This window comes from Pseudovibrio sp. JE062 (assembly GCF_000156235.1).
In the GTDB taxonomy this organism is placed as follows: Bacteria; Pseudomonadota; Alphaproteobacteria; order Rhizobiales; family Stappiaceae; genus Pseudovibrio.
Genome location: NZ_DS996812.1, coordinates 209,412 through 222,514, shown reverse-complemented (window position 1 = coordinate 222,514; position 13,103 = coordinate 209,412). Strand labels below are relative to the sequence as shown.

The window sequence follows — 13,103 nt, the reverse complement described above, 5'->3', positions numbered from 1 at the left end:
TAGCAAAAGCATCTCACTTTTGCTACGCGGCTTGCAACTCTTAGAACCAAGGGTTTTTCGCGCTGTTTTATTTCAAATCAGCGCAACAAACTTAACCCTGACGTGCTTTAAAGCGTGGGTTCTTTTTGTTGATGATGTAAACGCGACCCTTGCGGCGTACCATGCGGTTATCACGATGGCGGCCCATGAGTGCCTTAAGAGAGTTCTTAATCTTCATTATCCTACCCCCGGTTAGGGACAATACTTAGGGATCCTGAAGTACCACGATCCGCCAGTGAAAAGAGGCGCTAAGCGCCTCCAGTGTACAGCCTCTGATCTCGCCGCGCTGCATTCTTAAAGAAGCGGCGCTGGACCTGAGATCAGGACCCGCTCCGCCGGATATACATCCAAGATGTTAACCGACGAAAAATGGTGGGCGTGACAAGGATCGAACTTGTGACCCCTACGATGTCAACGTAGTGCTCTCCCGCTGAGCTACACGCCCGAAACTTTCAAAGAAGCTCGTCCGTCAGCGCTTCAACGCTGCGGTGGAGAGGCGTATAAGAGGAATCTGGAGAACGTGCAAGTCCAAAATTGGAAATTTGCTGTCTCTTTCCACATTCGCCCCTAAAAACTGACTAAACGAGCATTTTTTCCACTTCGCGCACCAGATCCTTTAGGTGAAAAGGCTTGGAAAGAACCTTTGCATCCTGCGGCGCTTTGGAATCAGGATTAAGCGCAACAGCAGCAAATCCAGTGATGAACATGACCTTCAGATCCGGATCAAGCTGAGTAGCTTTGCGAGCCAGTTCAATCCCGTCCATTTCGGGCATCACAATGTCTGTCAGCAAAAGCGCAAAAGGCTCTTCACAGATGCGTTCGTATGCGCTCTTTCCGTTATCAAAGGAAACAACAGTGTGCCCAGCCTTCTCAAGTGCCTTGGACAAGAACTGGCGCATGTCATTATCGTCTTCCGCGAGCAGAATTCGAGACATGTTCGACAACCTTAAAACTCCAGGTGCAGCGACGAGGTTCCCCTCTCAGAGCCGCCCCGTAAATTATTAGAATATGTCAGACGCACTCACCCCTCGCAATCCGACAGATTCCGAATAACGTACGCTGTTAGGTTCAGGAAACTACTCGGGAATACCTGTCAAAACAATAGGGACAAATGAAACAGGTTCACTTCTGAAGAGACTTCTGCGTTAACTGAGGGTCCAGAGCCACACCGCCCCCGCAAACTGCGTAAAATCTCTGAGATCTCTTGCCTATTTCATAAGCAGACTTTGTAATGTCTGGCCCATGGAGCGATCTCCCTCTATACTGGGCGGGATTGCGGCGATTAAGGAATGTAAGCTCTGTGACAGTTTTGGAAGATCATCAGATTAAAGCCATTGCGAACTACAGCAGTACGCTTGGCACCGGAGATCAGGTCCCCGCTTTTGAGGTCCTCTCCCCAGATGAACATTCTGTCCCCTTTGTCTTTAACAGCCCCCACTCCGGGCGGGCGTACCTTTCGTCATTCCTGCAATCCTCTCGTTTGGACACCACACAGATCCGCCAGAGCGAAGACGCCTTTGTTGATCTTCTTATCAAAGATGTTGAGCACCTCGGAGCTCCGGTCCTCAAGGCAAACTTCCCGCGTGCGTATATTGACGTAAACAGAGAAGCCTATGAGCTCGATCCAAAGATGTTCGAAGGCAAACTCCCAAAGCACATCAATTCGCGCTCTCTGCGCGTTGCAGGCGGCCTCGGCACCATCGCTCGTATCGTTGGCGAACGCCGCGAGATCTACCGCACCCGCATTCCTGCAGAAGAAGGTCTGGATCGTATTGAAAGGGTCTATAAGCCCTATCACAACACCTTGCGCGGGCTCCTGAATAACGTGCAGGACAAGTTCGGCCTTGCAGTCCTGGTGGATTGCCATTCCATGCCCTCCGCCAACTCCAACAAAAACCACGACCCCAAAGCCGATTTCGTCATTGGAGATCGCTTTGGAACCAGTTGCTCCGCATGGCTCTCATCATGCGCAGTCGGCCTGCTGCAAAACATGGGCTACAACGTAGCGCTCAACCGCCCGTACGCTGGCGGCTACATCACTGAAAACTACGGCAGACCTGAGCGTGGCATTCACGCCCTACAAGTCGAAATCAATCGCGCACTCTATATGGATGAGCACGCCCATCAACCTCACTCAGGGTTCCATGACCTGCGTAAGGACTTGATGGAGTTTTTGACTGCACTGGTGGAAATGGTGACAGAAACCTTCACCAGAGAAACATTGGCTGCAGAATAAACTGCAGCCCATCCCTTAAAAGCCAAGCCAATAATCGTAAAGCCGCTCGATGTCTGAAGAGCACAGCAGCGGCATGGCCCCTTTCAAAGTGTCATCGTTCCAGTCCCACCACTTCATCTCCTGAAGCATCTGCACCTGCTCCTCTGAAAAGCGGGAACGGATAACCTTGGCCGGATTGCCTGCAACAACCGCATAAGCAGGAACATCCTTTGTCACCACTGCACGACTGCCAATCAAGGCACCATTTCCGATCTGCACACCCGGCATAATCATGGCCTCAGATCCAATCCAGACATCATTGCCGATGCACGTTGAGCCTGAAGGTTTATAGCCATCCAATGCCCCCTCAAACGCAGGTTCATCAAAATAATGGAACGGGAATGTCGAAGCCCACTCTACCCGATGGCCTTGGTTCCCGGCCATCATGAACACCGCACCAGACCCAATTGAGCAATACGAGCCGATGATGAGCTTGTCTTGCTCATCCTCCTCAGCACTCAGATAGCGCGCGCACTCATCAAAACTGTGGGCGTGATAAAAACCGGAATAATAAGAATGCTTTCCAACGATGATGTTGGGATTGGTCACCTGCTCCTGAAGCGGAATGCCCTTAAACGGACTTTCAAAATAATTTGGCACCTTTTCCTCCCCTGCCCTGCAACCTTCCTACGATGGGGAGCATTAACAACTTAACAAAAAAAAGGCCGCGCTCATCCGGGAGGCGGCCTCTAGTCTAGGGAGGAAACACCCTTTCGCGAAGGGCGGCGCAGACTCCAAATGTCGCGCTGCAACAAGGCTCGCACCGCATCGCAAAAACGTCAAGCACTCAACACTGGAATCGCACCTTTCCTAGACGAATTGGCCAGTTTGTATCCTTGCGACAACACCCTGATTTTTCAGGGATCATGGACGTTGGTATGAGTTTCATGCAGTGCACTAGCACTAAGTCGCAGACGCTCCCAGCACGTTAAAAATGAGTCTGTTGGTCCTACGCATTTGCACTTTTGAAAATCCTGACTATGGTGCGCAGGCAATTGACTGCTCCTACCGGATGAATTGATATGACCTCTTCCAATCCTGATTACGCTTTTCTTCACAAACTTGCTGACGCTGCAGACGCAAAAACCATGCAGCATTTCCGCAGCGGCTATGAGGTCGATAACAAGCTGGACGCAGGTTTTGATCCGGTCACCATCGCTGATCGCTCAGCAGAAGAAGCAATCCGCGCTGTTCTGGAAGCTGAACGACCAGATCATGGCATCATCGGTGAGGAGTACGGCAGAACCCGCGACGACGCAGAAAACGTCTGGGTTCTTGACCCTGTCGACGGCACCCGCTCTTTCATCTGTGGCACACCGCTCTGGGGCACACTGATTGGCCTCAGAACCAACGGCAAAGCATCTCAAGGCATTATGAGCCAGCCGTACAACAGCGAACGCTTCTGGGGCAATTGCGAAGAAGCCTTCATGACCGGCCCTCTGGGCGAGCGAGCACTGAAAACACGCAGCTGCGCCTCTCTGTCAGAAGCAATCATCACAACCACAGAACCGTCACTCTTCACGGAGACTGAACGCCCTGTCTGGGATGCAATCTGCGCAGAAGCCCGCCTCACCCGCTACAGCACGGATTGCTATGGCTACGCTATGGTGGCAGCAGCTGGCTTTGATGCAGTCATCGAAACAGGCATGAACACCTACGATATTCTGGCTCTTATCCCGATCATCGAAGGCGCTGGTGGTTTCGTCACCAACTGGACAGGCGGCAATGCTGCAGACGGCGGTCAGGTTCTCGCAACAGGCGACAAACGCCTGCACGACGAACTCCTCACCAAACTGGCAAGCGTTGCTGTCTAATCAGCACTTCCGGGAATAAACGCGTCAAACGCAGCCCAGAACTGCTCACGATAAGGATCTCGCTCCATTAAAATCTCATGGCGAGATCCTCGAATTTCCAGAAAGCTCATGCCAGGACACGAGCGGCACAGCTCTTCGGCATCATCTGTCGAAACAATTTCATCCCGTCCAGCACCAATCACCAAGGACGGAACACCAAACTCAATCTGAAATTCCGGCTCTTTAAAGCGCTCAGTCGCCATACCCATCGCACGGAACCAACTCACAGTCGGAGAACCAAGCCCCAACTGCGGCGCAGCTTCAAGAATATCGTTCATGCGCTTGAACCGATCAGGATCGGAGGTGAGCGTATTGCCATCATAGTCAACGAGGATCTTGTCGTTGCCACCCGGAACAAACGCGTTCCCCATTCCGACCCAGACCAGGCTTTTCGCCAAAGCTCCTGCAAACTTGCGAATCCGTCCGCTCATCGCAAGGCCCACAAGTGGTGCAGTTAAAACGGCACGATCAATCTTTGTTTTGAGACGCCGGTTCGCATGCATAACCACAGCCCCACCTGTCGAGTGCCCAAGCAGGAAGTGTGGACCGGGACAATCAGAGAGAGACACATTGTCGAGAACAGCGTGCAGATCCAGCGCAAATTCATCAAAGCTTTCAACGTGGCCACGTCGCTCATTCTTCAGCAACCGCTCTGAACCACCCTGCCCGCGCAGATCAAAGGCCACCACATAAAAGCCACGTGCGCGTAGCTCCTCAACGACCTCGAAGTATTTCTCAATAAATTCGGTCCGGCCCTGAACAATGGTCACTGTTCCCTTCAGGGGAGCCCCTGTCGGAGCCCAGCGTGCCCAACGGATTTTCACATTGTCTTCCGTCTGCACAAAGCCAGACTCGGTCCCCTCAGGAACACGATTGAAATCCGTATCGACCAGCAGCATCAGCACGTAACCTCTAGTTCTCTCACACTCAATTTGATAGCCTCTCCGGGTAACCCGCCGCAACCGCAATTTCTGGAAGTTTTCTCAGTTCCAGTGCGCGGACTTAAGGATATTTTTCATGCAAGACGCAGACCTGAAATCTGTTTCCCACGAAATCACAAGTATTGAACAACTCGAAGAGCTCTATGGCAGCCCCAAGCAAATCTCGATCGACAAAGAGGTTGGCTACATTTCAGAGCATTATAAAACATTTATCGAAGCGTCTCCCTTCTTCGCACTGTCGACTGTTGCAGAAGAAGGTACAGACTGTTCTCCACGTGGTGACCCAGCTGGTTTTGTAAAGGTCATCGACGAAAAAACCATCGAGTTTGCGGACCGCCGCGGCAACAACCGCATCGACAGCCTGCGCAACATCGTAAGAGATCCACGCGTCTCCTTGCTTTTCATGATCCCAGGTATTGGCGAAACTGTAAGAATTAACGGTAAGGCCAGCATCTCCACGGATCCAGCTCGTCTGGAAGCACATATGATGGAAGGCAAATTACCTAAGTCCATCATCACAGTGACCGTCGACACCATCTACTTCCAATGTCAAAAAGCCATCTACCGTTCAGGCCTTTGGACAGAAGAAGCAAAGGTTGATCGCAAGTCGATCCCATCTGCTGGGCAAATGGCACAGTCTCTCTCAAAGGTTGAGTTTGATGGCGCAGCCTACGACAAAGCTTACCCAGCTCGTCTGAAAGAAACAGCTTATTAAGCCCAGACGCCGAAAGACCTGCCTTGATCGCAAAAAGGCAGGTCAGACGGATAAACAGATTAAGAAGGTCAGCAGTCGCGCTTAGTACCCCAGGTAGCGGTACTTCAGGATCCAGCCGCTGTAAGCGTCAACAACCAAACGTGCCGGATAATGGCCCTGCCAGTTCGCTTTCACGATGTAAACATCGCCCTTACGCTTCACTTTCTTGAAGTTACGATAGCCCCAGGAACGCAGCCGACGCTTGATCTGCTTCTTATTCAACGCATGATGCTGTCCATGCCCCCAGTGACGCTGCTTCTTATAATGAGCCTGCGTCACCTGAATGCTTACATTTGGCCCATCAAAACTAAACTTGGTTGCAGCATTTGCTGGAGCCACCGCACCAGAAACTCCTAAAGCCACAACAGCTGCAGCGGCCAGTCCGGTAACTTTTTTCTTCAAAGCATTCATCTGTTTTCTCCTTGTTGGCAGTAGGGATTGCCTCAACACAAGAAGACACTAGCAAGCACCAGATGTACGGGATCAGAAGCCCTCGTTCAGGTTCTGTTAATCTGCAAAATCCGGGCTCCAAACGAGCAAAAACACCTATTTTGAAAAAAAGCTCTTGAAACTTATTCAGCCCGTTCCCATCTCAAAATCACAGGCGCCACAGAGTGGGTCTGACACCGCTTAGAACCTTCGCCAATGATGGGAAGGCACTGTAAGCAAAAGGAAAATTTCATCGTCCGCGCGCTTTGCGGCGAATGGTGAACGTTGCTCAGATGGCCGATTGGCCACATAAAAGAGGACACTAAAAATGCGTCATTTCGATCTTACTCCCCTCTACCGTTCCACAGTTGGTTTCGACCGTCTTTTCTCCATGTTGGATTCAGGAACGGAGCAGCAGGGATCAGCATATCCTCCTTACAACATTGAGCGCACAGGAGAGAGCGCCTACCGCATCTCCATGGCAGTCGCCGGTTTTAAGGAAGATGAACTGACCATTGAAGCTAAAGAACATGTCTTGACTGTTTCCGGCGAGAAAAAGCCTGAAAGCGATGAAAAAGAAGTTCTCTACCGCGGAATCGCCTCCCGCGCTTTTGAACGCCGCTTCCAGATCGCTGAGTATGTGAAAGTGATTGGCGCAAGTCTGGAGCACGGATTGCTCCACATTGACCTCATCAGAGAAATCCCTGAGGCAATGAAACCGCGCAAAATCAACATCACATCTGGTGACAAGAAAGAACACAAACAGATTGAAGGCGAAACAGTAGCTCACTAAAGCAGCCCAAACCGCAAAGCCCTCGCGAGGAACCTTCCTCCCAAACTCCCACCCTCGCGAGTGGCCACCCTGGTAACATTCTGAATAACCCAAGGCGTGTTTCTGAAGCAGAAACCGAGTTTAGAAGTACGCAGTCTCTCTTAGATTGGCTGGCCCGCCTCCAGTCAGCCAATCTCATTCAAATCAACAGGTTCCTCCTCCGCACATTTCCCATGCGGATCTGTCTGGCTGCCTCTCCCCCCCCAAAAAGGGCCAGACACAATTAACGCCCCGCTTGCCCCAGCGGGGCGTTCTTTTATGCGCTCACCACTGCATACTTCTGCGCTTTCACACGCAAACTCAGCATCATTTTCAGGAATAACCGCGTTTCCTATGCCCACTCAGCCACTTAAGAAAAGCTGAGTGGTAAGTTACACGCAAAAAAACATATGTAGAGTGCAAAGCTTAAGGCAGTGCCTTGAACCCACTGGACCGACACCGCGAGGGTTAGCCTCTAACACCCTTGCTATACCCTTGCAGGTGCCCCGCTGGTCTGCGGATTTATATCCCTCCGCAGGCCAGCATTCTACGTCTCAACCACCCACACCGCAACCATAAGATGCAACCGCAATGCAAGCATATTGCCACTGTTAGCCGCGCAGATGGGCCAGGAACTCATCAACCATTTCTGGCGTTGTGGCGAAGCAGGTGACCAGGCGGAGGAACACTTCGTCTTCGGAAGTGAAATCCGCCGGGATGTCGTAGAACTTCGCGCCAGCAGCTTCCAAACGGGCCGCTTGTTCTTTGGTGAACACTGGGAACAGCTCATTTGCCTCAGGCTTGATTGGCAGACGCACACCTTCAATGTCACGCATACCATCAGCAAGCCGAGTACACATCGCATTAGCATGACGAGCCGTCGCCAGCCAGCTATCGTCTTTCAGGTAACCTTCAAACTGCGCTGAGATGAAGCGTGCCTTGGAGAAGACCTGAGCAGCACGTTTACGCAGATATTCAAAGCCTTCAGCATCTTCTGGATTGAAGAAGACCACAGCTTCCGCACACCAGCAGCCGTTCTTGGTTCCACCAAAGGACAGCACATCCACGCCGGCTTTCCATGTCATCTCCGCTGGAGAAACATCCAGAGAGACTAACGCATTCGCAAACCGCGCACCATCCATATGCAAAGGCACATTGCGGGAATGAGCAACGTCAGCCAACGCCTGAATCTCATCCAGCTGATAGAGAGTTCCAAACTCTGTCACTTGTGAGATGGAAACCGCTGCCGGACGTCCGTGCATCGGATTGTTGTCCGGCACTTTGTCCATAGCAATCCGCAATGCATCTGGCGTCAGTTTGCCGTGCTCACCGCTAATACCAATCAGCTTGTTGCCAGCGGTAAAGAACTCCGGCGCATGACACTCATCCACGTTGATGTGCGCATCCTCATGGCAGAACACTGCTCCACCCGGCTTCGCATAAGTCGCAAGCGCCAGAGAGTTGGCTGCTGTACCGGTTGAAACCAGAAACACAGCCACTTCTTTTTCAAAGAGATCATTGAACTGCTGCTCAATAGAGCGGCTCAATGGATCAACCCCATAAGCGGTGGCAAAGCCGCTTGTATGGTTCGAGAGTGCCGTCATTACTGCACTCGTCGCACCTGCCCAGTTGTCACTCGCAAAAATCATAGGATTTGAATAACAACAAACCAAGGGAACTCAAGCCATTTATTGACCTAAACGGCAAAGCTCTCCACCAGAAGCAGCTTAAGTCGCTTCAATATCAGAATGAGCGCGTTGCTGTTTTGCCTCAGTCACATCGGAGTTCAGTGTCAAAACAAGAGGACAATGGTCAGAGACTTCAGGCTTTTGCAGCACCTGAAAGGTTGAAATCTGCTCGATCTGATCAATCAGCATGTAATCAGCAAACTTTCCCGGCTTCTTGTAGTAGGAGTTCCGGGTCGTCTCGAAACCATAGTGCTTGACCAACTCAACCAAACCATCTGCTTCAAGCAACCTGATTGTTTCGCTGTCAGGCTCCACATTAAAGTCACCACAAATCACTCGCAGGTCTTCTGGTTCAGATACAGCCTGCGAAATCTTGAGAAGCCTCTTAGCTTGCGCAAGACGATCTGGCGTATCCATCTTACCATTTAAGTCACGCAGCCCATGCATCTGAGTGATGCTCACCACGCGATCACTGGCATAGTCATACACGCGAACCCCATGCGCACTTCGGGATCGTGGATGCTCCCCGTACCCATCCGCTGAATAGCCCTTATGCACAAACCCTTGGACCTGCCCAATGATGGGAAACGAACGATGCACAAAAGTTGCCAGCCCCCATTGAGAAGGGACTGACTTTTCATCATCCCACAGAACACCCTGAGCAGCAGGACAAAAGACAGCAACATGTTCAGGAAGAGCTTCGCAGACATCTCGAAAGAAGTTGGCGCGTTGAGGCAAAACATGATCACCGTCGCGATAAGCCAGCCAGTCCTTGTCACTTTCGGGCGTATGCACTACTTCCTGCAAACACAGTACATCAGGCAGGGCTTGCGAGAGATAAGGCAACAGGTCGGAGTAAAGCGTTCCGCCCCAACCGTTAAGAGACATTATCTGCAACGCCACCTCCCTCATGTTTGTCGCGTGGGCTCTAGTCTTATACGCAAACAAAAAAGGGCGCATCAACTCAACAGTGATGCGCCCATAATCTGTACTTAAGCCTACAAGAGAGGAAGGCTGTAAATCAGAACTTTATGCGTGGCTCTTGGTATCAGACAAACCAGTCTCATGGTGAATGCCGAACCACTTGCCCAGCACCCAATCCAGAGAGAAGACGCCCGGACCACGGATCACCAGCACGGTTGCCAGGAAGATCCAAAGAGCACGTTGGTCGAAGATCAGTGCAGATGGATGACGATCGAACAGCGCACCAATAGTCGGCAGATCTACACCGTGACCAACCACATCCACGATGGACATAACAACCACAAAACCAATGAAGCCGATGCTCGCAGCGCGGGTGAACAAACCCACGACGATCAGCACAGGGATGATGATTTCACCCCATGTTCCCAACAGAACGATCAAGCCATACGGAAAGAACGCGATCTGGGAGATGTCATAACCAGCCGCTTCAGTGATATGCGGCAGAATCTGCGCATAAGCACCCGTTGATGGCGACAGGAATCCGAAGAAACCATCACCCAACTTGGTCAGTGCAGAGTTCCAGAAGTACATGAACAGGACGCCAGCGAACAGAAACCGCGCAGACAAACCAAGGAACCAACCTTCAGTAACGCGTTCCAGCCAGCCAAATACGCCCTGATATAAATTTACAAGCATTCTCATCGGATTCCTCCTCAGGTGCTTCCCACCACTCGGGGGCCATACCGCCCGGCCCCGCGTAATCATTACTAAGCTTTGATATGGACGCTCGCGAACACGCGCGCGCTCAACAGGCAGCCCAATGCCTGCGACAGATCAAAGAGTTTAAAAGAGGACGAAACCACGTCAGCGGCCTCTCCCAATGTCTTGCCAAAGAACAGCAAATCAGCGAATGCCGCTACGTCCTGAGCCAATCCGGTCAGTGTCACGTCCATGTCTGGACGGCAAATCAAAATCGCTTGATCAGCTTCTGGAGTAACACCCTCCACGTTCTCTGAACGGTTCTGCTTCCAGATCTCGCTCAGCGGAAAACGGGAGTAAATCAGTTTGTGTGCAGGGATCGGCGTAAACACCGCATCCCCTAGTTTCGCTGGATCAATCTTGGTCAATGCATCCGGCGCCAGAGGGCTCGCATCTGCACCGTGGTAAACACGCAGCCAAGCCCATTCCATCTCCGCCACATCCTTCAGATACGGATAGTCCGCCAACGGAGGAAACGCGCCAATGAACTCGGAGAACTTGCCACCAAACTCGCTGAGCACAGGCTGCTCAGGCGGGCTTTTGCGAATAAACTCTGCAGCGAGTGCCCGAAAGTAATCACGTCCAACCAGTTCATGCACTGCAGGAAAGTTGGCAGCCATTGCATCGATCAGGCTCGCCATCACATTATTGCGATAAACGCCATAACGCTTCTCAGATGGATTACCATCACGCCCAACAACCCCGTCGGGAATTGGAACAGCTGGATTCATCAACCCGTCGGAAAACATGTCAAAGCCTTGCATATTCGTCTGCAAGTCTTGCAAAGGAACGCCAAATCCTTTCAAGGCAATCTTTTCCTTCGTGTTATCAGGCGCCTGAGACATGGTCACTCCGCTCTTCAGAAGCTTTTGCGTGTGCTTCAATGTGGGATTGGATCACCACATCAGCCTGCTCGGCTTCGTAAGCCAGAATTTCCCAGGTCGGAATGTTTGCGTCCCACTCGATCAATGTTGACTGAGGACCAGTCCGATCAATTGTGCGGGCATACAGAGCCCAGACCGGATCAGCGACCTTGCGGTCGTGTGCATCGATAAGAAGAGGATAACCCAGCTCGTCTGTTTCTGGCGCATGCCCACCCAGATGGATTTCCTGAACATGTTCAACCGGGAACCGGTCTACATAGTCCTCAGGTGAACCACCGGAGTTGGTCGCAGAAACAAACACATTGTTCACGTCCAGCAGCAATCCGCAGCCGGTCCGCTTCACAATTTCACGAAGAAAATCAGTTTCTTCGTAGGTGCTTTCTTTGAAGATCACATACGCACTTGGATTTTCAAGCAGCATCTGACGACCAAGAAAAGTCTGCACCTCATCGATATGATCAACCACCTGCTGCAAAGTCACTTCTGTGTATGGCAGCGGCAGAAGGTCATTGAAGTACTCAGTGTCATGCGTTGACCATGCCAGATGCTCACTGAAGAGACCTGGATCATAACGGTCAACAACGTCTTTCACACGAGCAAGGTGATCTTTGTTCAAAGGGTCAGCACCACCAATGGAAAGGCCAACACCATGAACGGAAAGAGGATAATCCCGGCGGATCGCTTCAAGGTAACCATGTGGAGGACCACCAGCACCCATGTAGTTTTCCGCGTGGATTTCGAAGAAGCCCATATCAGGTTTTTCATTGAGAATGGTGCGGTAGTGATCAGCCTTTAAGCCGACGCCACCTCGTGCAGGCAGTTTTGCATTGACCCTTTGCGCACTCATATCGCACCTCGTTCTCTATATTATGACTTCTTCTTAAAGAAACACCGGAGGGGTAGAACCCGCCCCGGTGCCATGCAGTATATTGTAATTTAAAGCGATTATTTTGGCAGGTCGCGGGAAAGTTCAGTCAGAGAACCTTTACGGTCACCTGGAACTTCGATGGATTCACAGGTGCCAGCTGGTACGAGTGTCCAAGCATTGCCCTGATAGTCTACAGTGGAAGTACCCGCACAAGTGGTGCCTGCGCCAGCTTTACAGTCGTTCTCACCAGCAAGAGAAACGCCGTAACATTTTTCTTTGGAAGCAGCTTCAGCAACAGTAATGTTCGCACCAGCTACAGCAGCAGTAACAGCGGTTGCGAGTACAGCAGCGGACAACGTTTTTTTGGACATTTCAAAACTCCTCAATTGAAATTCGGCGATGTGTTCAACAGGTTTGGTTCGCCTCTGAACACAGTTCTTGCAAAAAACTCGATCAATGGGAAATCAAACACATGTTATTTTCGCGCGATTAAACCAATAAAATGAGATCATCCTCCTCACGGGTTCGTGAATAGTTGAAATATTATTGCATCTAACTTGAGTTTTAGGTGCCAATGCGACAATCGGCCTAATAAAATTAAAAGAATAGAAATAAAGTCTTTCTGAAACACTCTTGCTCTACCCTCTGAAATCTGGCATGTTCGCGACGCGGAAAAGGACAGGAGTACTGTCCTTATTATCCCGCATGCGTTGATGACAATTTGGAAGACACCTTCCAAGCGATCCGCCTAAGAGATCCACACAACGCTAAAGAGAAGAATGTAGGCGCGTTCCCAACGCCGCGACATTCTCCCCCAAATGTGTGCCCTGCGGACATATCGCAATGCACTCGCCAAAGGGGTAAGATAGATCGGAGGA

General features: G+C 51.2%; 15 protein-coding genes and 1 tRNA gene. 4 read left to right on the top strand and 12 right to left on the bottom strand.

Annotation, left to right across the window (positions count from 1 at the left end; translation table 11 throughout):
* Positions 1 to 91: 91 nt before the first annotated feature.
* The 3 genes from ykgO to cpdR form a co-directional block, all read right to left on the bottom strand.
* Positions 92 to 217 carry a type B 50S ribosomal protein L36 gene (gene ykgO / locus PJE062_RS19810; protein ID WP_008551489.1) on the bottom strand — a complete coding sequence of 42 codons (126 nt, stop codon included), beginning with the start codon at positions 215 to 217 and terminating at the stop codon, positions 92 to 94.
* Positions 218 to 409: 192 nt separating this feature from the next.
* Positions 410 to 484, bottom strand: a tRNA-Val gene (locus PJE062_RS19805).
* A 133-nt stretch (positions 485 to 617) separates the two neighbouring features.
* On the bottom strand, positions 618 to 974 hold the full coding sequence (gene cpdR, locus PJE062_RS19800) for a cell cycle two-component system response regulator CpdR (RefSeq protein WP_008551455.1): 357 nt from the start codon (positions 972 to 974) through the stop codon (positions 618 to 620).
* Positions 975 to 1,372: 398 nt separating this feature from the next.
* Here cpdR and PJE062_RS19795 point away from each other — a divergent pair, with 398 nt between their 5' ends.
* Complete coding sequence (locus PJE062_RS19795) at positions 1,373 to 2,275, top strand: N-formylglutamate amidohydrolase (RefSeq protein ID WP_083417428.1); 903 nt, start codon at positions 1,373 to 1,375, stop codon at positions 2,273 to 2,275.
* A gap of 15 nt (positions 2,276 to 2,290) precedes the next feature.
* On the opposite strand, the gene catB is transcribed toward PJE062_RS19795, so the two are convergent.
* Positions 2,291 to 2,914 (bottom strand): type B chloramphenicol O-acetyltransferase, encoded by a 624-nt coding sequence (gene catB / locus PJE062_RS19790; protein WP_008551572.1) that lies wholly within the window; start codon positions 2,912 to 2,914, stop codon positions 2,291 to 2,293.
* Positions 2,915 to 3,336: 422 nt separating this feature from the next.
* Here catB and hisN point away from each other — a divergent pair, with 422 nt between their 5' ends.
* On the top strand, positions 3,337 to 4,128 hold the full coding sequence (hisN, locus tag PJE062_RS19785; RefSeq protein WP_008551716.1) for a histidinol-phosphatase: 792 nt from the start codon (positions 3,337 to 3,339) through the stop codon (positions 4,126 to 4,128).
* On the opposite strand, the gene PJE062_RS19780 is transcribed toward hisN, so the two are convergent.
* Positions 4,125 to 5,066 (bottom strand): alpha/beta fold hydrolase, encoded by a 942-nt coding sequence (locus tag PJE062_RS19780; protein ID WP_008551647.1) that lies wholly within the window; start codon positions 5,064 to 5,066, stop codon positions 4,125 to 4,127. The genes hisN and PJE062_RS19780 overlap by 4 nt on opposite strands.
* A gap of 118 nt (positions 5,067 to 5,184) precedes the next feature.
* Between PJE062_RS19780 and PJE062_RS19775 the strand changes: the two genes are divergently transcribed.
* Positions 5,185 to 5,823 carry a pyridoxamine 5'-phosphate oxidase family protein gene (locus PJE062_RS19775; protein ID WP_008551676.1) on the top strand — a complete coding sequence of 213 codons (639 nt, stop codon included), beginning with the start codon at positions 5,185 to 5,187 and terminating at the stop codon, positions 5,821 to 5,823.
* A gap of 81 nt (positions 5,824 to 5,904) precedes the next feature.
* Here PJE062_RS19775 and PJE062_RS19770 read toward each other — a convergent pair whose 3' ends face one another.
* On the bottom strand, positions 5,905 to 6,273 hold the full coding sequence (locus PJE062_RS19770) for a hypothetical protein (RefSeq protein ID WP_008551457.1): 369 nt from the start codon (positions 6,271 to 6,273) through the stop codon (positions 5,905 to 5,907).
* Between the two features lie 346 nt (positions 6,274 to 6,619).
* Between PJE062_RS19770 and PJE062_RS19765 the strand changes: the two genes are divergently transcribed.
* Complete coding sequence (locus tag PJE062_RS19765) at positions 6,620 to 7,084, top strand: Hsp20 family protein (protein ID WP_008551438.1); 465 nt, start codon at positions 6,620 to 6,622, stop codon at positions 7,082 to 7,084.
* Positions 7,085 to 7,713: 629 nt separating this feature from the next.
* On the opposite strand, the gene PJE062_RS19760 is transcribed toward PJE062_RS19765, so the two are convergent.
* The 6 genes from PJE062_RS19760 to PJE062_RS19735 form a co-directional block, all read right to left on the bottom strand.
* Positions 7,714 to 8,751 (bottom strand): low specificity L-threonine aldolase, encoded by a 1,038-nt coding sequence (locus PJE062_RS19760; protein WP_008551445.1) that lies wholly within the window; start codon positions 8,749 to 8,751, stop codon positions 7,714 to 7,716.
* 78 nt (positions 8,752 to 8,829) lie between these two features.
* The gene (locus PJE062_RS19755) at positions 8,830 to 9,678 is read right to left on the bottom strand and encodes an endonuclease/exonuclease/phosphatase family protein (RefSeq protein ID WP_008551521.1); all 849 of its coding nucleotides are present in this window, start codon (positions 9,676 to 9,678) and stop codon (positions 8,830 to 8,832) included.
* A 141-nt stretch (positions 9,679 to 9,819) separates the two neighbouring features.
* Positions 9,820 to 10,410 (bottom strand): DoxX family protein, encoded by a 591-nt coding sequence (locus tag PJE062_RS19750; protein ID WP_008551366.1) that lies wholly within the window; start codon positions 10,408 to 10,410, stop codon positions 9,820 to 9,822.
* 71 nt (positions 10,411 to 10,481) lie between these two features.
* Positions 10,482 to 11,318: a DNA-binding domain-containing protein gene (locus PJE062_RS19745; RefSeq protein WP_008551277.1), complete on the bottom strand. Its 837-nt coding sequence runs from the start codon at positions 11,316 to 11,318 to the stop codon at positions 10,482 to 10,484.
* Positions 11,302 to 12,204, bottom strand: coding sequence for a DUF692 domain-containing protein (locus tag PJE062_RS19740; protein WP_008551471.1), 903 nt, complete (start codon positions 12,202 to 12,204; stop codon positions 11,302 to 11,304). The genes PJE062_RS19745 and PJE062_RS19740 overlap by 17 nt, the downstream gene beginning before the upstream one ends.
* A 98-nt stretch (positions 12,205 to 12,302) precedes the next feature.
* Entirely contained in the window at positions 12,303 to 12,596 is a 294-nt protein-coding gene (locus PJE062_RS19735) for a DUF2282 domain-containing protein (RefSeq protein ID WP_008551278.1), read from the bottom strand.
* Positions 12,597 to 13,103 lie beyond the last annotated feature (507 nt).